The sequence below is a fragment of the Shewanella sp. GJ50-10 genome (genome assembly GCF_055808815.1).
The window spans coordinates 1,956,764-1,979,688 of the sequence record NZ_JBVVSS010000001.1; the positions used below are offsets into that span (position 1 = coordinate 1,956,764).

The following is a 22,925-nucleotide window of genomic DNA, read 5'->3' on the forward strand; positions in this document are numbered from 1 at the left end:
TTCTAAGTGATCTTCAAATAGACTTGTAAGCGTATGATGAAAGTGTATATTTTATTATCATCTTGATGATGTAGGTGGTTAAATGTCCAAAACTAAAATTTTGCAAATTGTATTGACTGTCCTTTCCATTGCCGGTTGGTCTTTGGCGGTTTACGCTTTGGTTATATTCGGCGAAGCTAGGCCTGATCGGGCTGTAGGTTATTTTTTGAGCCAAGGTGTCGAGGTGCGCTTAGATTGGGACCCTGTATTAACCATTAAACTTGAGTATTTAATTTGGTGGTGTGCTGGGATCAGTTTAGTTAACTTAGCTGTTAATTATTATGCGCAAACAGCTAGAAAAATTGAGTATTGGGTAAATATCCCATTATTACTATTAGTGTCATTGGCGGCAGGTTTTTATATTCGATATGTGGTTTAACTAATATTAACTGGTGGTTTTCGCTAATGTCCTGCTGGGAGATTAAGACTTCATTTTAGCTTTCTGATATTTCAATATGACGGCAAAGTAAATCAATAATGGCAGCAGTCACCCCCCAGATAAACTTACCTTCATATGGCATATAGTGTACGTCAAAATCATTGCCGTTGCGGACAAAGCTAAAGGTATAGCGGTTGTTAGCATTAGTAAAGTATTGCAGTGGTACCCAGAACGTTTCAGCTACTTCACCTGGATCTAAAACAATATTGAAGGGTTGATTAATTAACCCGATTATCGGCGTGACTTCAAAGCCTGTGAATGTCGCATGGGGAGGGAAGTTACCCACAATGGTCACATTGTCAGGTGACAAGCCAATTTCTTCATCCGCTTCTCTTAATGCGGTTTCCACCATACTGTTATCAGTATCATCTACTTTACCTCCAGGAAAACTATATTGCCCAGGGTGTGCCCGTAAATGCAGAGCACGTCGAGTGAGTAATATTTGTAGTTGACCATTAACTTCCATCAAGGGAACTAAAACAGCTGCTTTACGTAAGCTTTTATTGATTGGCGCAGAGGTGATTTCACTGGCTAAACGCTGAAGAGTAAAATGCACATTAAATTGATTTGCGTTCATTAAGCGTCATTTTCTCCTTATCGATTATTAATAATTATATTTAGATTCATAGTTCAATTTGAGACGTGATCTCAAAAGGTTATTTAGCAAAGTTTAAATTACCATATTCAATCTCGATATTGTTGATTTTAAAGTATGAATTAAAAATCTTAATGATGTCATATTGGTATCTTATGAACTTTTACTTGTTAGGTGCACTTGGTTTGTGCGTTTTTTGCACCAAAATATATAGAGAAAACAAATTTAAATTAACACATTCAAACGGTTGAATTTTGCCCGCCTAAACCCTCTCCTTGTAAGCTTCTGAATTTTAATAATATATTTTGTCACTAGAATGAAATATCACTGTAGTTAAACTGTGATGTTCTACTGGCATGGTTACTGCTGAGTTATTAACCAGATATGTTATTCGCGAGGAAGACAAATATGGGACTGGAGAAGTTACTGTATTTGCAAGGCGTAGGGGCAGAGTTCATTGATTGCTTTGGCAACAATGTTCAGATCAGCCCTGAAGATAGAAATGGAATTCTTAAGTCGATGTGCTTGGACTATTTAGGCTTGCAGCGCCAATCTGATGCTGATTTATTGTCTGACTCTTATATTGAACAACGTATTTATGAGCTAGACGTAAAACCTTGGTTAACTCCACTACGTCAATTTCAATGGAGTTATGTGGATGCACCAAGTGTTGAGGTGTATCTTCCCGACACTTTTGACGGAAATCTTCGTTTCGAATTAGTGACTGAGCTCAATGATATCTATCGTTTTCAGATCCATAGTAATCAATTAACTGTCGTTGGGGATTACCGTGTTGGTGACTGTCATTATTTTAAATTCCAATACACTTTAAGCCAACTATCCAATATTCCTGTTGGCTTGGGCTACCATCAAATTAGCTTGTCCGTTGAGTCTGACAATTTTGTTCATACTCACACAGGCCAATATATGCTTGCTCCTCGAAGCGCATACTGCGGTAACTTAAATAGTGACAGTATTAATAGTGACAATATTGGTAATACTAGTAATTGTACTGACAATATCGTTACTAGAAATATCGCGACTAAAAGCATCAGCTCTCACGATTTCAGTAGCAATTCCTTGTGTAGTGAAAGCAAAGCCCACAAACCTTGGGGAATAAGTACTCAGTTATATAGCATCAAGAGTGATACGCAATGGGGAATAGGGGATTTTAACGATCTACAAAAACTCATTAGTTATTCGGCCGAACAAGGCGCTGATTTTATATTACTTAATCCTCTGCATGCCCTAGATTTACCTAATAATGTCAGCCCTTATAGCCCGGATGATCGCCGTTGGTTAAATCCTTTATATATCCATATAGAATCCGTTGATGAATATAGCTGTCTTGCTGATCAAATAGAGTCTCATGATTTCCAAGACAAAAAAGCACATTTAACTAACAATAGCTTACTTAATTATGCTGCTGTTTATGATGTTAAATATGCGATTTACCGTTTGCTTTTTAACGCATTTATCAGCAAGAACGAATTAGATCAAACAAAGCGCTATAAACAATTTAGTCAATTTAAACAGCAACAAGGGCAAGGGTTAGCTCAGTTTGTCGCCCATCAAATTGATCAGTTAAAGAATTGCTCAGGCGGCATTGATACGGGCTCAGAGGCAGATTTTATCTGTTATCTGCAATTTATTGCTTCTGAGCAACTCGCATTATGCCAATTAAAAGCGAAGTCAGTTGGCATGCTAATTGGACTTGTCAGGGATATGGCTGTTGGGGCATCACCTAATGGTGCTGAGGTACAGCGAAACAGCGACTATTTTTGTCAGCAAGCTAGTATCGGTGCGCCGCCAGATCCTTTTGCACCACAAGGGCAAAACTGGGGATTAACACCGCTGGATCCAATTAACCTACAGCAAAATAATTACCAACATTTTATTTCGTTAATCCGCACTAATATGCAGTCTTGTGGCGGTTTACGTATTGATCATGTTATGGGCTTACTGCGCTTATGGTGGTGGCCAACAGAGACTGATAACGGTAAAGGTGCTTATGTTTATTATCCACTTGATACCTTACTGGCCATTTTGTGTCTCGAAAGCCAGCGGGCGCAATGTTTACTCATTGGTGAGGATTTAGGCATTGTTCCGCCAGAGATCGTCCAAAATTTATCTAAAGCGAAAATCTTTTCAAATGAATTGTTCTACTTCACTAAAAATTATCATGGCTTTACAGCACCTGAGTTCTATAAATCCCATAGTTTAATGATGCTAGCAAATCATGATGTTCCAACATTAGCCGCATGGTGGAATAGCAATGATATTGCACTAAGGCATGAACTTGAATTAATTGATAACGAGCAAGTTCAAACGTCTTTAGAGCAACGTGAAAGTGAAAAGCAACAACTGGTTCATTTGCTTGAAGAACAACAATTACTCATGCCGCAAACAGCAGTTGAATCCCTCACGTTACAACAACTTTTACCAGCGTGGATATCGTTAACGGCATCAGGTGAGTCGATGCTATATAGCCTGCAAATAGACGACTTAATCGACGAAACCAAACCGATAAATATCCCCGGCACGTGGAAAGAATATCCCAATTGGCAACGTCGATTATCAGTGAGTTTAGAACAGATTTTGGCATCAGATGAAGTGAAGCAAAAGCTGCAGATAATCAACCAAACTCGCCATGGCAAAGTGCCTGAATACAGTCAACAAATACAAAAACTGAAGGATTGAATTAAGTAGCACGTCCTAGCAAAAAACAAATTAACTTTTAAACGGAGCAATAACCAATGACGACTAATGCCCCATTTTTTAATCATGGAACTGATATCGCTATTTTAAATGGTGATTACACTGATGTGTTTTCATTGTTAGGTATGCATAAAGCGGAAAATGCAAAGTCATTAATTGTGCGCTGTTTTGTTAAAGGCGCCATTGCAGTTGAAGTGATGAGTTTAAAAGACGGTAAAAAAATTGCCGCGCTTGCACAAGTTGACGATCAAGGGCTTTTTGCAGGAGTCATGGGAAGGCGGGTAAAGCCTTTCTTATATAGCTTGAAAGTGACTTACCCAATGAGTGTCGAAACCATTATCGACCCATATCAATTTGGTAGTTTAATTGACCCAAATGATGTCTATTTGTTCGCCGAAGGTAAACAGCAAAAAAGTTATCAGTTTTTAGGTGCAAATTGGAAAGATAACCAAGGCGTTGACGGGGTACATTTTTGTGTTTGGGCGCCGAATGCACAGCGAGTCGCTTTGGTAGGTGATTTCAATCACTGGGATGCCAGACAGCATGTTATGCGTTTTCACCCAAGTAATGGTATTTGGGAGATTTTTTTACCTAATGCCAGTGCGGGACAATTCTACAAATTTCAAATCACCAACCAATACGGTGAGCAGATAGAAAAGGCCGATCCCTATGCAGTACAAATGCAATCGGCGCCGGGTAACTCATCGGTTATTCCTGCAAAACATGATTATCAATGGAATGACAGTGTCTGGCTAAAGGAGCGGGCGAAAAAGCAATTGCATCAGGCGCCGATGTCAACCTATGAAGTGCAGTTAGCATCTTGGAAGCGAAAAGGTGAATGGGGCGATGAATACCTTAGTTATCAAGACCTAATTGATGAACTTATTCCCTATGTTGAGGAAATGGGTTTTACCCACTTACAACTAATGCCAATCAGTGAATACCCGTTTGATGGCTCTTGGGGTTACCAACCCGTAGGTTTGTTTGCTTCAACATATCGATTTGGCGATCCAGTTGGGTTAAAAGCATTTATCGATGCATGTCATCAGCGTGACATTGGGGTGCTATTAGATTGGGTGCCAGCTCACTTCCCTAAAGATCCTCACGGTTTATCGAAGTTTGATGGCAGCTGTTTATATGAACATGAAGATCCTCGTAAAGGTGAACACCCTGATTGGGATACATTAATTTTTAATTATGGCCGCGGCGAAGTACAAAGCTTTTTACTCAGTAATGCCTGTTATTGGTTAGAAGAGTTCCATTTTGACGGACTACGTTTAGATGCAGTTTCGTCAATGCTGTACCTGGATTACAGTCGCGAGTCAGACCAATGGTTACCTAATGAATATGGCGGCCGAGAGAACATTCAAGCTATTGAGTTTTTAAAGCTGCTTAACGAGCGTATTTATGCGGCTTTTCCCGGTGCCACCATGATCGCTGAAGAGTCCACGGCTTGGCCTGGAGTGACTAACTCAACGGACAACGGCGGCTTGGGTTTTGGTTTTAAATGGAACATGGGCTGGATGAATGACAGCTTGAGTTATTTAAAACGGGATCCTATCTATCGCAGTCACCATCATCACGAACTGACATTCGCTTTGGTGTATGCCTATACCGAGCAATTCATTCTATCGGTAAGCCATGACGAAGTGGTGCATGGTAAAGGCTCGTTACTACATAAAATTCCCGGTGATGATTGGCAAAAGTTTGCCACATTGCGAGCGTATTTTGGCTTGATGTGGGGGCAACCGGGTAAAAAACTCATCTTTATGGGGTCAGAGTTTGCACAGCGTGACGAGTGGAATCATAACCAAAGTCTTGATTGGCATTTATTACAATATGCGCCGCATCAAGGAATGCAAGATTGGATACGAGATTTAAATAACCTTTATCAACAACATCCGTGTATGTATGAGCTTGACCATCAAACATCAGGCTTTCAGTGGCTTGATTGTGATAACACTCAAGACTGCGTGTTTAGCTTTATTCGCTATGCGAAATCTTCTGATGACCATTTGATTTTTATCATCAATATGACGCCACAAGTGCATCATTATTTTCGAGTCGGTTTACCAAGCGCCAATAATTACGTCGAAGTACTCAACAGTGATATGAATTTTTATGGAGGCAGTGATGTCATTAACAGCTTTATTGAGTACGAAAACGTGCCATGGCAAGGGATGCAATCTAGCGCCTTAATGACTGTTCCGCCATTAAGCTGTGTAGTGCTAGCCGTTAACAGCAATATTGAGCATGTAGAGGACTGATTATGTCTATCGAGCATGTTCAATCAAATAAATTCACTGATAATGTTGTTTCACTTGCAGGCAAGCCTTATCCGCTAGGCTCAACAGTTGAAGACAACGGGGTTAATTTTGCCTTGTTTTCTGCTAATGCCACCAAAGTGGTGTTATGCCTTTTTAATGAGTTTGGCTTAAACGAGCAACAAATTTGTTTAACCCAAAAACCAGACAAATTTGGCATGGTTATCTTAAAGGAATTAGCGCTGGGCAGTTATACGGCTATCGAGTTTATGGCCCTTACGAGCCATTACTTGGTCATCGTTTTAACCATAATAAGTTGTTACTTGACCCTTATGCCAAGCAATTACTGGGTGAACTCGAGCCGAACGATGCCAATTATGGCTATGAGTTATCCAGTGCTGATTCTGATTTGTCCTTCTGTGAAATTGATAACGCTCAGTACATGCCTAAATGTGTGGTCATTGACGATCGCGCTTTAAAACAAAAGCCAATCAAACGCCTCAATATCCCCCTTGAGCAAAGCATCATTTACGAAACCCATGTTAAAGGTTTTAGCGTGTTAAACCATGAGGTAGATGATGATATTAAAGGCACTTTTGCAGGTTTAGCCTCAAAGAGTTCCATTCAGTACTTAACCCAACTTGGAGTTAACTGTATTGAGTTACTACCGATCCAAAGCTTTTTTAATGAACCCTTTTTAGTTGAAAAACAGCTGAGTAATTACTGGGGCTATAACAGCATTGGCTTTTTCGCGCCTAACCCAAGTTATTTAAGTGGTGACACCATCACTGAATTCAGGGAGATGGTGGATGCATTTCATGACGCCAATATCGAAGTCATTTTGGATGTGGTTTATAACCATACGGCAGAAGGTAATCGACTCGGGCCTACATTAAGTTTTCGCGGTATCGATAACGCCAGTTATTACCGTTTAGTGTCCAATGAACAACGCTTATACATCAATGATACCGGCTGCGGTAATACCTTTAACTCTAATCACCCACAAGTGCTGCAATTAATCATGGACTCACTTCGATATTGGGTCGAGGTGATGGGAGTCGATGGCTTTAGGTTCGATTTAGCTAGCTGCCTTGGGCGCGAGACGTATGGTTTTGATCCCGGCTGTGGCTTTTTTGATGCACTTTCTCAAGATCCTGTTTTGTGTCAGGTGAAACTCATTGTAGAGCCTTGGGATATAGGCCCAGGTGGATATCAATTGGGTAATTATCCCATTGCATTTAGTGAATGGAATGACCGTTACCGTGACACCATGCGCCGATTTTGGCGTGGTGATAATGGCATGCTACCGGAGTTTGCTCGCCGTTTTCACGGCTCAGGTGATTTTTTTGAGCATCATGGACGGAGTCCTTCAGCCAGTATCAATTTCATTACCAGCCACGACGGTTTTACCTTGAATGATGTGGTGAGTTTCGAGCAGCGTCATAACCTTGCTAATGGCGAAGATAACCGAGACGGTCACCATGAAAATCTCAGCTGTAACTACGGCGCAGAAGGTCAAACAGATAATAGTGAAATCCTTAAAATCCGTTCTCGCCAACAGCGAAATCTATTAACCACCTTAATGTTGTCCCAAGGTGTGCCAATGATATTAAGCGGCGATGAAATGGGTCACAGTCAGCAAGGTAACAATAATGCCTACTGCCAAGATAACCGTATTTGTTGGATTGATTGGCAAAATATTGATTGGCCGCTGGTGGAATTTACCACGGAGTTGATTAAGTTACGTAAGCGATTCCCAGCCTTATGTCACAGTGAGTTTATTCACCAGCCTGAAGATCAATATGACAATGGCTTTATTTGGTATAGCCGTCATGGTGAGCCTATGGCTAAACGACAGTGGAGTGAATTTGAAGCGCGAACATTGGCAGTCGTGCTGACGTGCGAAACTTTACCGCCTTATCAACACCCCCAAGCGTTATTGCTGTTACTCAATGCCGACGAGCAGTCACAACAATTTGTTTTACCTGTCATTGATGGATTCAACCAATGGCAGCCACTGATTAACACCCAACAACTCGATAATGCAGATATTGAAAGTTTACTTGCACAAAGCAAAGTGAAAGTAGCGATTACCGCATTAGATGATGAGCTTAATAATGAAACCATTGAACCCAGTTACGCCTGTAGTCATCAGCTGACCTTACTTGGTAGAAGCCTGATGCTATTTCACGCATGCAATAAACCTAATGATGAGCACTAGAACTAAAAACGACATTAGCTAATGGTTAGTTTAAATATTATTCAAGATTTTAAGTTTTATTCACGTTTTTAATATAAGCAAAGAATTGAAATTAAACAGGTTTAATAGAGGAGTTTATCGATGCCAGTCACCAAAGGAAAAACTGCAGCCAGTGATGTAGCCAACAATAACGCTGCTAATGTTGCTGATAGTGCCACTAATAATAATGCTGCTATAGACAGCGCAGTTAAAGTAAAAAAGTCAGCATCACGAGCTAAAACAGAGCCTGCTGCGAAAACTAAAACAGCAAGCGTAAAAGCTAAAACCAATGATTGCGACCCTTGTGACACTTTGGCTGCAACCTTTGAGCGTCAGTTTCATAGCGCATTATGTCGTGATGAACTTGCCGTAAATAACATGTACAGCGCATTAGCATCGACCGTTAAATCTCAGTTATTGCCCCAATGGCGAGAAACAAGAGTAAAAGATAATAAATACCAGCAAAAGCAAGTAGCTTATCTTTCGTTAGAGTTTTTAATGGGTCGAACCCTTGGTAATGCATTACTGAGTTTAGACTTAACTGAAGAAACCAATAAGGCATTAACTGAATATTCTGCACAACTAGAAACACTGCAAGAAGCAGAGTTAGATGCCGGTTTAGGTAATGGTGGTTTAGGCCGATTAGCAGCGTGCTTTTTAGACAGTTGCGCAAGTCTTGATTTATCAGTTGTGGGTTACGGTATTCGTTATGAATACGGCATGTTTAAACAAAAACTGGTTGATGGCTATCAAGTCGAGCAACCTGATCGCTGGCTACGTGAAGGGAATCCGTGGGAAGTACGTATGGCAAACCACGCTATCACAGTGCCATTTTTCGGACACACTGAATCCTATGTCGACCCGCAAGGTCATCGTCATTATGTTTGGACAGACACCCAAGATGTCAAAGCCGTACCTCATGATATGCCGGTACCAGGCTTTAGAAATGGCCGTATTAATACCCTACGTTTATGGAAAGCTGAAGCCACAGAGGACTTTGATTTAGCAGAGTTTAATGACGGCGATTATACCGAAGCGGTAGCTCGTAAAAATCTAGCTGAACAAATTACCATGGTGCTATACCCCAATGATGCCAGTGAAAACGGTAAGGAGTTAAGGTTAAGACAACAGTACTTCTTATCATCTGCCAGTCTACAAGACATTTTACAGCGATATGTTAGCGAATTTGGACTGGACTTTAGCCGTTTCAGTGAACTAAACGTCATGCAATTAAACGATACCCATCCTAGTATCGCCGTACCTGAAATGATGCGCTTATTAATGGATAGTTATGGCTTAGGTTGGGATGAAGCATGGGACATTACCTCAAAAAGCGTTGCCTACACTAACCATACTTTATTACCTGAAGCGTTAGAGCGCTGGCCTGTACGTATGTTGGGTAACATGTTGCCGCGTATTTTAGAAATCATTTACGAAATCAACGCTCGATACTTAGAAGATGTTGCCCATCATTGGCCGGGAGATAATGACAAATTAGCAGGTATGTCGATTATTGAAGAAGGCCCTGAGCCACATATTCGTATGGCATATTTGGCCATCGTCGCCAGCTTTTCGGTTAATGGAGTCGCAGGTCTGCACACCGAGTTATTGAAAAAAGGTTTGTTCAAAGACTTTTACCAACTTTGGCCGCAAAAGTTTAATAACAAAACTAATGGTGTGACCCCAAGACGTTGGCTTGCCCACTGTAACCCGCGTTTAGCAGAGTTATTAAATCGCCGTTTGGGCGATAAATGGGTAACGGATTTAACTCAGCTAACCGCATTAAATGCCTTTACCGACGACAAAGCGTTTATGAAGCAATGGCAGCAAGTTAAATACGACAATAAAGCCGATTTAGCCAAACTGGTATTAGAAGAGTGTGACGTGGCGTTCGATCCAGAAATGATGTTCGATGTGCAAGTTAAACGCATACATGAATATAAACGCCAATTATTAAATATCATGCATGTGATACACCTGTATCAACGCATTGTCGCTGGTGACACTGAAGGTTTACAACCTCGTTGTGTACTCATCGGTGGTAAAGCAGCCCCGGGTTATGCGATGGCAAAACAGATCATTAAATTGGCTAACAATGTGGCTCACATGGTCAACTCAGATCCTGTTGTCACGCCATACCTTCGCTTCGCTTTCTTGCCTAATTACAACGTCAGTGCCATGGAAAAGATCTGTCCGGGCACTGATTTGTCTGAACAAATTTCAACAGCGGGTAAAGAGGCGTCAGGCACTGGCAACATGAAGTTCATGATGAATGGTGCAATGACTATCGGCACACTCGATGGCGCCAACATCGAAATGCTTGAAGAAGTAGGTGAAGACAATTTCTTCTTATTTGGCCTCAATGCTGAGCAAGTCAGCCAGCTTAAAACTAACTATAACCCTCAACAGTTTATTCAACAGTCGACCGCACTTAATCAAGTTTTAGTAATGCTTAAGAGTGGTCATTTCAACCTAGTGGAACCGGGAATATTCGACAGCATTATTCATGCTATCGAAGATCCTTTTGATCAATGGATGATCGCCGCAGATTTTGAAGCTTATAAAGTCGCCCAAGACAAGGTGTCACAAGCCTATGCTGACCAGCAACATTGGACGCAAATGAGTATCCGAAATACTGCCGCAAGCGGACGTTTTTCAAGTGACAACACTATTAGTGCATACCGTGACGAAATTTGGTTAGCCAAGTAGTTATCGATTGCAGTAGCTAAAGTCGTAAAGTTAGGAGTTAATATCTATGTCGAATGTTCGTTATATTAGTAATCTTACCCGTGATACCTATGCACTTATTTTAGCTGGTGGACGAGGTTCTCGTTTACACGAGCTAACCGATTGGCGTGCCAAACCAGCGCTGTATTTCGGGGGTAAATTCCGCATTATCGATTTCCCGTTATCGAACTGCATTAACTCAGGCATTCGCCGAGTAGGTGTTGTGACGCAATACAAATCTCACTCATTAATTCGCCATGTCAGTCGTGGTTGGGGACATTTTAAAAAAGAACTTGGTGAGTCGGTTGAAATCTTACCAGCATCCCAGCAAACATCGGGTAATTGGTACGAAGGAACCGCCGATGCGGTATTTCAAAATATCGATATTATTCGTCATGAAATCCCTAAGTACGTGATGATTTTATCAGGCGATCACGTGTATCGCATGGACTACGCTGGATTGTTAGCCGCGCATGCGGAATCTGGCGCTGACATGACAGTGTGCTGCTTAGAAACCCCAATTCCTGAAGCTGCAGGGGCATTTGGGGTGATGGAAGTTAACGAAGACAAAAGGGTTATTGGCTTTGAAGAAAAACCTGAACTGCCTAAATCGATTCCGGGTAATGAAGAGTTTTGCTTAGCTTCAATGGGCAACTATGTGTTCAACACTAAGTTTTTGTTCGAGCAACTGCGTAAAGACGCTGACAACGCAAACTCTGACAGAGACTTTGGCAAAGATATCATTCCATCGATTATTGAACATGCCAATGTGTTCGCTTTCCCATTTACCAGTGCCGTCCCTGATGAACCTGCTTATTGGCGTGATGTGGGCACCTTAGATTCATTTTTTCAGGCCAATATGGAACTGTTATCACCAACACCAGCTTTAAATCTTTATGACGCTAAATGGCCAATTTGGACTTATCAAGAACAATTACCGCCGGCTAAATTTGTTTTTGATGATGACGATCGCCGCGGCATGGCGGTGGATTCGATAGTCTCTGGTGGCTGTATTATCTCTGGTGCCAAAGTTAAACGCAGCGTGTTATTTGATGAAGTGCGGGTGTGTTCGTACTCGTTTGTAAAAGACTCAGTGCTGCTTCCTGATGTGGTGGTGCTTAAAAACTGCAAAATTCAAAATGCGATTATCGATCGTGGCTGTGTTATTCCTGAAGGCATGGAAATTGGTTATAGCCGAGAACAGGATTTAGCCCGAGGTTTCAGAGTCTCTGAAAAGGGTATTACTTTAGTGACCCGTAAAATGCTCGGACTGCCAGTAGGTTACGAGTAAATCTAACTCAACGAGCGGTTATTGAACTTAACTAGCCGCTTGTTTGTTTAGATATCGCTATCAAGTAATGAGTTCCAAATTTAATATTGAAAAGGTAACAAGCAACGTGAAAAAAGTGTTGATGATCGCAGCAGAAAACGACGCAATAAAAGGCGCTAAAGTTGGCGGCATGGCAGACGTAATTCGGGACTTACCACCTGCGCTTTCCAAAGTTGATGTTTGTGTAGATGTCGCCATGCCTAATTATGGTTTTATCGCCAAAGACAATAATGCAGAGTTCATTGCCAAAGTAGAAGTTAAGTTTGGCGCCAACCTCGAATCAATCGATGTCTACAAAATGCCTGCGCCATATTTAAGCGCTAATGACTCGCAAGATAAAAGCTTGCAAGCTAACAGTTCGGAAGCTAAAAGTATTGAGTTAACCAGCTCAGTTTATTTATTCGACCATCATTTATTTAATAGCCATGATAATCAAGTGTATACCGAAGGAAGTGCAGATCGACCTTTCGCAGAAGATGCCAGCAAGTTTGCTTTGTTTAACTTAGCGGTCGCACAGGCATATGTTGATGGCGTGATAACACCCGTTGATACTTTACATATGCATGACTGGCACGCTGGTATGTTAGTTATGCTGCGCGCTTTCGCACCTGAATATGCTGCCCTTAAAGATATTCCTTGTGTGTTTTCCATTCATAATTTGGCACTGCAGGGTATTCGGCCCATTCGAGATGACGTGTCGTCATTTACAGCATGGTTTCCTGAATTATCTCGATTGTTGACTCAAGAGCAAAAAGCCCAAATATGCGATCCTCGCTATCCGCATTGTGTTAATCCAATGAAAATGGGTATTGAGCTTAGTGATAAAGTCCACTTAGTTTCGCCCACTTATGCCAATGAAGTATTAATGCCATCCGATCACCAAAACGGATTTTTTGGCGGCGAGGGATTAGAAGGGTCGCTGCAAGATAAACACCATCGTGGCGATATTGTCGGTATTCTCAATGGCTGTGTGTATGAACAATTAAACAGCCAGAAAAACACTAAAGCTGAGCAGATAAAAGAAATAAAGCCTGTAACGAGCAAACAAATTAACCAAGTTTTTGAAGATGCCCAGCAAGCAGTCATTAAATGGCTCGGTAAATCAGAATGGGTAAAGAGTGTCGATCAAATTGCGTTAAGTCGCTTACAAATATTAATGGCTAAACAGTTAAAGCCAAGCACAGCCTGTGACTTTTTAATGACATCAGTAGGGCGCTTAACCGATCAAAAAGTTTTATTACTGCGCCAACCTCATGCTGGTGCTAATTCTGGTTCTGGCTCTACCTTGCAGGCTTTACTAGATATCTTAAAGCGACTTAAACCCAAAGCAGTGTTTGTCCTCTTGGGGAGTGGCGATAAACAAATAGCCGCTGAGTTTCAAAAAGTGGCCGCCATTAACGACAACTTTGTGTTTCTCAATGGTTACGATGACGGGTTATCGACTGCTTTGTATCAAAGTGGTGAGGTATTTATGATGCCCAGCAGCTTCGAGCCGTGTGGCATTAGTCAGTTATTAGCCATGAAGCACGGCCAAGTGTGTATTGCTCATGGTGTCGGCGGCCTTAGAGATACCATTGCAGATAAGCAAAATGGCTGGTTGTTTGAGGGTAACAATTTACAACATCAATCAGAGCAACTTTTGTTAGTGCTAAACAATGCCTTATCACTGCACAATGACAACCCTGATGAGTATTTAGCCATGAGGCAGTCTGCCAGTGAAGTAAGATTTACTTGGCATCAAGCGGCAAAACAATATCTAACAAAGTTGTATAGTGAATAGAACTATATATTTAAATTTTTAGTTTTAGTTTTAGTTTTAGTTAGTGTGAAATTAAAGTTCGCTTATTGGGAGATAAGCGAGCTTTTTATGCTTGGATAGTGAGAGAAAGTGCGTTTTTCACCGCGCTTTAGAGAGCTTAGTATTCAGTAAGTGTGTCTTTAAAGCTGATCCCTAAACTTAAGTTGTTTTAGCGCAATCTTTACACAAGCATTGTAATTCGATTTGCGAGTTAATTAGTTGAAACTCAGCTTGCTCAATACTGTTCTTCAGCGCTTCAATCACACTTTTTTGAATGCCTTTTTCTGCTACTTTGCCGCAACTATTACAAATCAAAAATTGTGGTATTTCGTGTTTATGATCGCAAGTGATATGAGAGCAGGCGAGATATTTATTTTCTGATGATAGTTTATGTACTAACGACAACTCGATTAGGACATCAAGCATGCGATAAACTGACATGGGAGCCAATGTTTCTTGATAAGTTTCACGATATTTATCAACAATATCATAAGCAGATAAAGGCATTGTTGAGTCTAAAAGCACACCAAAAACGTTTTGCCTTTTTGCAGTAAACTTAACGCCATTGGCTTGGCATATCTGCTCAGCTTTAGAAAAGATTGCGACTTTGTTGCTGTTAGACATATTCACTCAAAAGAAAATCAATAAGGCCGTTATTATTTCCGCTCATCTTGGAATTGTAAATATTAATTTACCAGAAATGCGTTCTGTCATTAGTGATTGAATAAATAAACCTGTCAATCGAATGTGTGAAGATTGCTATTAAATAAACAAGCATTAGCGTTACAGATAACTGTGCAGATAAACAGGTATACTTAAAATATAGTAATTGCTTCTCGTTATGTAAAAGCAATAAGCTCTCGGTTTCACTAAACGAATACACTTATACTATTGAAAAATCGGAATTTTATTTTTGAGAAGGTTTACATAACGACCCAAAAGAATTCTCGATTATCTACATTCTCGTTATCGCCGCGAAATGGTCATTGCTTCACAGAAATCTTACTGATAACTTATTAAAATTATTAATAAATAAAGCTGATAGTGATTAAGTTTAGGTAAAGTGCCTAAGGGTGTTTATCGGAATTCTCGCTAATAAGCTGTTAGCACTTCAAGTAGGAGTATGAGTTTGTCGATAGGACATACAGAGCAAGGAACTCTATTACATCATTACACTAGTGTTGAGAAAGCACTGAGCATGCTTGAAAGTGGTCAAATATGGCTCAGCCCAATGAGCAATGTAAACGACCCTAAGGAGTTTTCTGATTGGGAGCTTTCATACGTTCCTGGAGTAAATAAAATATCAGTAAAAGAGTGGGATGAAATAAGTAGTGCAATAAGTAAAGAGAGTAAGAGAATTTCAAAAATCTCGTGTTTCACTGAAGACGTTCTTACCGACCATACTTCGCCAATAAATAGATATATTGATCTTGGTTGTATTAAACGTGGATTTGCGAACTCGCCGATGTGGCATTTTTATGGTGAAAAGCATACTGGATGCTGTTTAATGTTTGATAAGTCGAGACTAATACAAGAGTTTAAAAGTCAAACAACCGAACACACAGCATTTAGTAATTCAGTTCAATATATTGATGAAAAACTGCTTAGAAATATAGGGTTTGAGCCTTATTACTTTGAACTAGATAAAGTTATCGAATTTGGTGTTAACCAATATACCAGACAATTCCTTAATACACGTTTTAAAGACCTTTATTTCAAAAAGCAATCTGTTTGGTCTTACGAAAACGAATATCGTTTCTACGTACAGGATGATAGTAATTCTCCTTTCAAGCTTAATTTTGGTAAAGCACTAGCATATGTTTGTTTTGGGGTTGAATGTAGTGACGACGACAAGAATAAAATTAAAGCATTTGCAAAAAACCATGGGTTTTCGACTCAAGAGATAAAATTCAAAAACCATACAGTTCAGGTGGTAATGTAATGCTAACAAGAAATTCCAGCAGACGCCTACGGCGCAGCTGAATTAGACGTTATATTTCCTGGATACTATGAGTATATTTCCAACAATTGAAACAGAAAGGCTACTACTAAATCAGCAATCACATGATGACTCAAAGCCGATTTTAGAGTTGTTTTCTGATCCTGAGGTTACTGAATTCTATGATCTGTCTTTCGCTACAGAGAAAGAAGCGATTGACTTGATTAATGCTGACTTAACTGGATTTAAAGAAAACAAGTCGGTGAGGTGGGCAATAAGAGATAAAACAACGAGCAAGTTTATTGGTGGATGCGGCATTAATCGTTTCAAGGAAAACAACCATGTTGCTGTAATCGGTTACGAATTCAATAGAGATTCATGGGGCAAAGGCTATGCTACTGAAGCAGTAAAAAAGGTGATTGAATTTGCGTTCTCAGAAAAATGCCCTAAATACGTTAATAAAATTGAGGCTTACGTCATGATTGGCAATAAAGCATCAGAAGTGGTGCTTGAAAAACTAGATTTCAAATGTGACGGCTTACTGAGACAGCATGGATTTTGGAAAGGTTCGTACCATGATCTCAAAGTCTTCTCTTTGTTGAGGTCTGACGCACTGAAAACATAACAAGCCATTAAAGCGGAACTTTGCTCTTCCCCCAGTTTAGTAGACACCTCCTCATCACTTTGAGGAGACTAAAATGCCTAGATATACCCACCAAGAATGACAGGGTTTACTATGTGAAATTCAAAGTTAAATTCAAAGTTAAATTCAAAGTTAAAGCAGACACTCTAAACTTAAGAGCAATCTAAGCTTAAGAGGTGATGTCATGCCTAAGCTTTTGTTGATCGAGTTTGTCCCTCTAGTATGCCGCTCTCATCTGTTAGCAATGAAGGAGCGGTGTTCAGCTGTTAACTTGCTAAAGCCGTGCTAGCGATTCACTTGCTCAAGTACAGGTAAGATTTTGCTCACTTTATCAAACGATTCTTGATATTCAGCATCAACATTAGAGTCAGCAACAATGCCGCCGCCAGCCCAGCAATATAGCGTGTTATTCTCAGTCACTAGAGTGCGGATGGTGATACTCGTATCCATGTGGCCATCTTGGCTGATATAACCAATACTGCCGCAATAAATGCATCGTCTTGAAGGCTCTAACTCTTCTATGATTTCCATGGCGCGGATTTTGGGTGCGCCAGTAATAGAGCCGCCAGGAAACGCCGCTTTTAATAAGTCGATTGCGTCATATTGATCTGCCATTGTGGCTTCAACAGTACTCACTAGGTGATGCACTGCTGGAAAACTTTCAATATCGAACAGTTTAGGTACGTTAACAGAACCTGCAGTGGCCACTTTACTGATGTCATTTCGAAGCAGATCTACAATCATTACATTTTCAGCTAAATCTTTTTCAGAGGTTCTTAAACGCTGTGCATTAAGCTTATCTTGCTTAGGTGTCTTACCACGGGGCAGAGTCCCTTTAATGGGTTTAGTTGATATTTTACTGCCGTTAAGCTGAATAAATCGCTCAGGTGATATTGATAAAATACAATGATTTTCTAAACGAATGAATGCAGAAAAGGGCGCTTTGTTAGCATCAGAAAGGGCGCAGTAAGCCTGCCATTCACAGCCTTGATAATCAGCGTCAAACCTTTGTGTTAAATTTATTTGATAGCAATCGCCTTGATGCAAATAGTGCTGAACTTTTTCAAATCGGGCGCTGTACTGTGCTTTAGATGTTTGATTTCGCCAAGCTGAGGTTAATTTGAAATTGACGGTTTGCTTGGTTATTTTATCATTTGGTTGGCTATTTTTTAAATTGGCATCAATAGTATTCAACTCATTTAATGACGCTGTGCCTGATTTAATCATACCTTTATCAGCTAACAGGTTAACCACGTGTTCTAGTTCGGCCTCAAGTGCTTGCTGACCTAAATAATGTACTGCAAACCAGCTCTGTTCTGCATGATTAAAAATTAAGGCAAAATCGTAAAAGCCAACATTCACATCCGCAAGTTGAATATCTTTCATTGCTTGCTGAGGCAGATTTTCAATTACTCTACCTAAATCATAATTAAAGCTACCGATAAGCCCGCCACTAAAAGGCAACTCACATGTGTGTTTTACCGGAAATAAATGCGATTGAAGTTGTTGTAGTAGCTCAAACACTGATGAATAAGCATCGGGTACAAAATCATGGCTATTGCTGTCTGCATTATCACCATGGAAACTGTAATCGGTGTTATTACTGTCACTGACAACCGTTGCGATAGGATTGAACACAATAATGTCGACATTGGCATCTTGATGTTCGCTATTAGTTGAATCTAGTAGCATTGCCCAAGGTTGCTGACAAAAAACACTAAAAACGCTATGAGTATCAACATCCCAGTTGAGTGAAGTAACAGCAAGAGATTGATGACCCAAGTTACGCATTTTATAGCCTATTTAAAAAGTGATGTAGCCCAAAAAGGTTGGAAAGAGTATCATATTGTCCCTGAAAGGATTAATAGCTAATTGAATGCTTTTTAAAGTTTAGCGTTATTTATAAACGATAAGACTGCATTCATATAAAAATAAAACAAGTTATGCCGCAAAGGCTGCTGGAGCGCCCCTATATGTCTACAAATTCTTCTGCGAATGTCGTGATAAAACAAGCTGATTTTATCGAAAGTATTGCTGACTCTTTGCAGTATATCTCTTATTACCACCCGAAAGATTTCGTCGATGCGATGGCTAAAGCCTACGATCGCGAAGAAAGTGCAGCTGCAAAAGATGCAATTGCACAAATTCTGATTAATTCACGTATGTCGGCTGAAGGTAAACGTCCTTTATGTCAGGACACTGGGATCGTGACCACTTTCGTTAAAATTGGTATGGCAGTTCAGTGGGATAAAACTGACATGACGGTTCAGGAAATGGTTGATGAAGGTGTTCGTCAAGCTTATACCAATCCAGATAATCCATTACGTGCGTCAATTGTGGCAGATCCTGCTGGTACGCGTAAAAATACCCGTGATAACACACCATCAGTAGTTCATATCGATATGGTGCCAGGTAACCATATTGAAGTGATGATCGCAGCTAAAGGCGGCGGATCAGAAAACAAATCTAAAATGGTCATGTTAAATCCGTCTGATGATATCGCAGCGTGGGTAGAAAAAACCTTACCAACAATGGGCGCGGGCTGGTGTCCTCCAGGAATGCTAGGTATAGGTATTGGCGGCACTGCTGAAAAAGCGGCAGTATTGGCAAAAGAGTCATTGATGGATCCTGTCGATATTCATGAGTTAATGGAGCGCGGCGCCGAAACAACGGAAGAAAAGCTACGTTTAGATATTTTTGAACGTGCTAATAGCACGGGTATTGGTGCACAAGGCTTAGGTGGTTTAACTACTGTACTTGATATTAAAGTTAAATCTGTTCCGACTCATGCAGCGTCAAAGCCTGTAGTTATGATCCCGAACTGCGCTGCAACTCGTCACGTTCATTTTCACCTAGACGGCACAGGTCCAGCGGATTTATCACCTCCATCATTGTCTGATTGGCCTGAAATTACTCGTGAAGCAGGTGAGAATACTCATCGTGTTGACCTTGATAACGTCACACAAGCTGAAATCGAAACATGGAAAAGCGGCGACACCTTATTGCTTAACGGTAAAATGTTAACAGGCCGCGATGCTGCCCATAAGCGTATTCAAACCTTAATTGAATCTGGCGAAGGTTTGCCTGAAGGCGTCGACTTTACGGGTAAGTTTATTTACTACGTTGGCCCAGTTGATCCAGTAGGCAGCGAAGTTGTCGGCCCAGCAGGCCCAACAACTGCGACTCGTATGGACAAATTCACTGATCTAATGCTCGAAAAAACCGGTTTAATGGGCATGATTGGTAAATCTGAGCGCGGCCCACAAACGGTTGAGTCAATTAAGAAACACAAAGCGGTTTACTTAATGGCAGTCGGCGGTGCAGCTTACCTTGTATCTAAAGCAATTAAGAAGTCACGCGTTGTGGCATTCGAAGATTTGGGTATGGAAGCGATTTACGAGTTTGATGTACAAGATATGCCAGTAACGGTAGCTGTCGATACCCTAGGTGTTAATGCCCATGAAACAGGCCCAGCAATTTGGAAAGTGAACATTGCTAATGCTAAAGGCTAATAGTCGCTTTATTTAACCCTTCCTTTGTAAAGGGAGGGTTAAGTTATTTAAAACTTGCTGGCTTAATCGTCTTCAAAACGCACAAAGTGACTAAAAAATAACGCTCAGAAATAGAATGCTTCATTTTTTTGAACTGCTCTATTGCCTGAGCGTTTTTGTTTGGGTAATGTGCTTAGCAGTATTTTTTAAACAGAGTCATTTCAGTTGAATAACTGATATCTAACAGCATCGCACCAAAGTGTGATGAGGTTTGAAGAATAGGATAGATTTTAAAAGTAGCGTGATTGCTATTAACAACAAAAAATAACAAGAGAACTCCATCCCATGAAAAAATCATCGCTATTACTCGCGCTTGGTGCAGCAGGACTGGCACTGTCAGTTCAAGCAGCCGAGCCAACTAAAACCCCTTTTAATGTTCAGCAATTGGTTAACTTAAATAAGCTACATTCTGCAGCCGTTTCTAATGACGGCAAACAATTAGTTTATGCTGTTAAAAATATAGATGCCGATGGCGAAAGCAGTTCAGATTTATACTTGCTGGACTTAAGCAACAAAAATGCAAAGCCAGTTCAAATTACCTCCCATAAAGGTACCGAGCACGACGTTAATTTTAGCGTTGATGACAAATCAATTTACTTTTTAGCAGCACGTAATGGCTCTAGCCAGCTGTATAACTTGTCTTTGTCTGGTGGTGAAGCACTGCAAGTAACAGACTTACCGTTAGATGTGAACGGCTATAAGATTTCTAATGACGGCAAACAAGTTGTCATGAACATGCGTGTTTTCCCAGACTGTAAAGACTTAGCGTGTACAGTGGATCGCATTGAAGCTGAAGAGAATAAAAAGACCACAGGTCGTGAATACAAGCAATTGATGGTTCGCCATTGGGATACTTGGGAAGATCATGCTCGTAATCACTTATTTGTTGGTCAGTTAAATGGCAAGCAAGTCACCGAAGTGGTTGACGTCACTTTGGGTTTAGATACAGAAACGCCGCCAAAACCGTTTTCTGGCATGGAAGAAGTCACTTTCACCGCTGATGGCAAACACATCGTTTATAGCGCAAAAGCGCCAAGTAAAGACCAAGCTTGGACGACGAACTACGATTTGTGGAAAGTCCCTGTTACTGGCGGCGATGCAGAAAACTTAACGGAAGAGAATTTAGCTTGGGATGCACAGCCAACTTACTCTAAAGATGGTCGTCAATTAGCTTACCTTGCAATGAGTAAGCCTGGCTTTGAAGCAGATCGTTACCGCATTATGCTGCGTGACACTGTAACTGGCGCTGAAAAAGAAGTCGCTCCACTTTGGGATCGCAGCCCACACTCACTGACTTTTAGTGATGATGGCCGTACTTTATATGTCACAGCTCAAGATGTTGGCCAAGTTAGCATCTTTGAAGTGAATACCCAGTTTGGCGATGTACGTCCTATTTATAATGACGGTAGCAATAGTTTAGTTGCCGTGACTGACTCAAGCATTATCTTCAGTAATAAATCACTTGTTGAACCAGGTGACTTATACACAATCAGTTTAGAAGGTGAGAACCTCACGCGTTTAACCAACGTCAATGAAGAAAAGCTAGCTGAAATTCAATTTGGTGAATTCCAACAGTTTAACTTCAAAGGTTGGAACAACGAGACTGTACATGGTTACTGGATTAAACCTGCTAACTACGAGTCTGGTAAAAAGTACCCAGTCGCATATTTAGTTCACGGTGGCCCGCAAGGTTCATTTGGCAACTCATTTAGTGGTCGCTGGAATGCACAGCTTTGGGCTGGTGCTGGTTATGGTGTCGTAATGGTCGATTTCCATGGTTCTACTGGTTACGGTCAAGCATTTACTGATTCAATCTCTAAAGATTGGGGCGGCAAGCCTTTAGAAGATTTACAAAAAGGCTTAGCAGCAGTCGGTCAGCAACAAAAGTGGTTAGATACTGAAAACGCTTGTGCATTAGGTGGTTCGTACGGTGGCTACATGATGAACTGGTTCCAAGGTAATTGGAGTGACGGTTTCCAATGTTTAGTTAACCACGCTGGTTTGTTCGACATGCGCTCTATGTATCATGTAACAGAAGAACTTTGGTTCCCTGAATATGAGTTTGGTGGCACTTACACTGAAAACAAAGAGCTATATGAGAAGTTTAACCCAGTAAACTATGTTGAAAACTGGAAAACGCCAATGTTAGTGATCCACGGTGAAAAAGATTACCGTGTCCCTTATGGTCAAGGTTTAGCTGCATTCACTTACATGCAACGTAATGGTATCCCATCTGAACTGTTAATGTTCCCAGATGAAAATCACTGGATCCTTAACCAAGATAACCTACAGCAATGGTACAAAAACGTACTAGGTTGGATGGATCGTTGGACTGAGCAGAAGTAATCGAAATCGCTGATTAGCGGTAAGTTAAAAAAGAGATGCTTGATAGCATCTCTTTTTTTATGTCTGATTTTAATAACTGTTGAAAAACGAATTGATTTTAGTCTAGCAAGCTAAACGCAATTAGTTATTGTCGTCAGCAAGTTTAAGCTCAGTAGGCGGACATTTATGGCCGGTTTTTGTTATCCACAGAAAATAAGCTAACCTTCTTCTAGAGCCTGTAATTTTACGTTGGCCGTTTTTAAGGCTAATTCTATTTCGTTTACCCATGGGAAACCTCAATTAACTGTTTTTATTTTA

13 protein-coding genes and 1 pseudogene are annotated in these 22,925 nt (G+C 40.7%); 11 read left to right on the forward strand and 3 right to left on the reverse strand.

Going from position 1 to position 22,925, the window contains the following annotated elements:
- Positions 1 to 82 precede the first annotated feature (82 nt).
- Positions 83 to 418 carry a hypothetical protein gene (locus AC0L4E_RS08115; RefSeq protein ID WP_473678772.1) on the forward strand — a complete coding sequence of 112 codons (336 nt, stop codon included), beginning with the start codon at positions 83 to 85 and terminating at the stop codon, positions 416 to 418.
- A gap of 55 nt (positions 419 to 473) precedes the next feature.
- Here the strand turns inward: AC0L4E_RS08115 and AC0L4E_RS08120 are convergent, their stop codons facing one another.
- Entirely contained in the window at positions 474 to 1,055 is a 582-nt protein-coding gene (locus AC0L4E_RS08120; RefSeq protein ID WP_473678773.1) for a CoA pyrophosphatase, read from the reverse strand.
- Positions 1,056 to 1,481: 426 nt separating this feature from the next.
- Here AC0L4E_RS08120 and malQ point away from each other — a divergent pair, with 426 nt between their 5' ends.
- The 6 genes and pseudogenes from malQ to AC0L4E_RS08150 all read left to right on the forward strand — a co-directional run bounded on the left by malQ (position 1,482) and on the right by AC0L4E_RS08150 (position 14,131).
- The gene (gene malQ / locus AC0L4E_RS08125; protein WP_473678774.1) at positions 1,482 to 3,773 is read left to right on the forward strand and encodes a 4-alpha-glucanotransferase; all 2,292 of its coding nucleotides are present in this window, start codon (positions 1,482 to 1,484) and stop codon (positions 3,771 to 3,773) included.
- A gap of 56 nt (positions 3,774 to 3,829) precedes the next feature.
- Positions 3,830 to 6,058 carry a 1,4-alpha-glucan branching protein GlgB gene (gene glgB / locus AC0L4E_RS08130; protein ID WP_473678775.1) on the forward strand — a complete coding sequence of 743 codons (2,229 nt, stop codon included), beginning with the start codon at positions 3,830 to 3,832 and terminating at the stop codon, positions 6,056 to 6,058.
- Positions 6,059 to 6,060: 2 nt separating this feature from the next.
- A pseudogene (gene glgX / locus AC0L4E_RS08135) lies at positions 6,061 to 8,087 on the forward strand (glycogen debranching protein GlgX); the annotation flags it as partial.
- Positions 8,088 to 8,396: 309 nt separating this feature from the next.
- On the forward strand, positions 8,397 to 11,003 hold the full coding sequence (locus AC0L4E_RS08140; RefSeq protein ID WP_473678776.1) for a glycogen/starch/alpha-glucan phosphorylase: 2,607 nt from the start codon (positions 8,397 to 8,399) through the stop codon (positions 11,001 to 11,003).
- 46 nt (positions 11,004 to 11,049) lie between these two features.
- Positions 11,050 to 12,312 (forward strand): glucose-1-phosphate adenylyltransferase, encoded by a 1,263-nt coding sequence (glgC, locus tag AC0L4E_RS08145; protein ID WP_473678777.1) that lies wholly within the window; start codon positions 11,050 to 11,052, stop codon positions 12,310 to 12,312.
- Between the two features lie 121 nt (positions 12,313 to 12,433).
- Positions 12,434 to 14,131, forward strand: a complete 1,698-nt coding sequence (locus tag AC0L4E_RS08150) for a glycogen synthase (protein WP_473681570.1) — start codon at positions 12,434 to 12,436, stop codon at positions 14,129 to 14,131.
- A gap of 177 nt (positions 14,132 to 14,308) precedes the next feature.
- Here AC0L4E_RS08150 and AC0L4E_RS08155 read toward each other — a convergent pair whose 3' ends face one another.
- Positions 14,309 to 14,773 (reverse strand): Fur family transcriptional regulator, encoded by a 465-nt coding sequence (locus AC0L4E_RS08155; RefSeq protein ID WP_473678778.1) that lies wholly within the window; start codon positions 14,771 to 14,773, stop codon positions 14,309 to 14,311.
- A gap of 505 nt (positions 14,774 to 15,278) precedes the next feature.
- On the opposite strand from AC0L4E_RS08155, the gene AC0L4E_RS08160 reads away from it, so the two are divergent.
- Positions 15,279 to 16,091: a DUF2971 domain-containing protein gene (locus AC0L4E_RS08160; protein WP_473678779.1), complete on the forward strand. Its 813-nt coding sequence runs from the start codon at positions 15,279 to 15,281 to the stop codon at positions 16,089 to 16,091.
- 67 nt (positions 16,092 to 16,158) lie between these two features.
- Entirely contained in the window at positions 16,159 to 16,713 is a 555-nt protein-coding gene (locus AC0L4E_RS08165) for a GNAT family N-acetyltransferase (protein ID WP_473678780.1), read from the forward strand.
- 303 nt (positions 16,714 to 17,016) lie between these two features.
- Here AC0L4E_RS08165 and pabB read toward each other — a convergent pair whose 3' ends face one another.
- The gene (pabB, locus tag AC0L4E_RS08170; RefSeq protein ID WP_473678781.1) at positions 17,017 to 18,522 is read right to left on the reverse strand and encodes an aminodeoxychorismate synthase component I; all 1,506 of its coding nucleotides are present in this window, start codon (positions 18,520 to 18,522) and stop codon (positions 17,017 to 17,019) included.
- A 182-nt stretch (positions 18,523 to 18,704) separates the two neighbouring features.
- On the opposite strand from pabB, the gene AC0L4E_RS08175 reads away from it, so the two are divergent.
- On the forward strand, positions 18,705 to 20,243 hold the full coding sequence (locus AC0L4E_RS08175) for a fumarate hydratase (RefSeq protein ID WP_473678782.1): 1,539 nt from the start codon (positions 18,705 to 18,707) through the stop codon (positions 20,241 to 20,243).
- Positions 20,244 to 20,567: 324 nt separating this feature from the next.
- Entirely contained in the window at positions 20,568 to 22,628 is a 2,061-nt protein-coding gene (locus AC0L4E_RS08180; RefSeq protein WP_473678783.1) for a dipeptidyl-peptidase 5, read from the forward strand.
- The last annotated feature ends 297 nt before the right edge of the window (positions 22,629 to 22,925 follow it).

Excerpts from the sequence above, each read along its gene's own strand:
- AC0L4E_RS08115 (WP_473678772.1), top strand. The coding sequence starts at position 83 with ATGTCCAAAACTAAAATTTTGCAAATTGTATTGACTGTCCTTTCCATT.
- AC0L4E_RS08120 (WP_473678773.1), bottom strand. The coding sequence starts at position 1,055 with ATGAACGCAAATCAATTTAATGTGCATTTTACTCTTCAGCGTTTAGCC.
- malQ (WP_473678774.1), top strand. The coding sequence starts at position 1,482 with ATGGGACTGGAGAAGTTACTGTATTTGCAAGGCGTAGGGGCAGAGTTC.
- glgB (WP_473678775.1), top strand. The coding sequence starts at position 3,830 with ATGACGACTAATGCCCCATTTTTTAATCATGGAACTGATATCGCTATT.
- AC0L4E_RS08140 (WP_473678776.1), top strand. The coding sequence starts at position 8,397 with ATGCCAGTCACCAAAGGAAAAACTGCAGCCAGTGATGTAGCCAACAAT.
- glgC (WP_473678777.1), top strand. The coding sequence starts at position 11,050 with ATGTCGAATGTTCGTTATATTAGTAATCTTACCCGTGATACCTATGCA.
- AC0L4E_RS08150 (WP_473681570.1), top strand. The coding sequence starts at position 12,434 with ATGATCGCAGCAGAAAACGACGCAATAAAAGGCGCTAAAGTTGGCGGC.
- AC0L4E_RS08155 (WP_473678778.1), bottom strand. The coding sequence starts at position 14,773 with ATGTCTAACAGCAACAAAGTCGCAATCTTTTCTAAAGCTGAGCAGATA.
- AC0L4E_RS08165 (WP_473678780.1), top strand. The coding sequence starts at position 16,159 with ATGAGTATATTTCCAACAATTGAAACAGAAAGGCTACTACTAAATCAG.
- pabB (WP_473678781.1), bottom strand. The coding sequence starts at position 18,522 with ATGCGTAACTTGGGTCATCAATCTCTTGCTGTTACTTCACTCAACTGG.
- AC0L4E_RS08175 (WP_473678782.1), top strand. The coding sequence starts at position 18,705 with ATGTCTACAAATTCTTCTGCGAATGTCGTGATAAAACAAGCTGATTTT.
- AC0L4E_RS08180 (WP_473678783.1), top strand. The coding sequence starts at position 20,568 with ATGAAAAAATCATCGCTATTACTCGCGCTTGGTGCAGCAGGACTGGCA.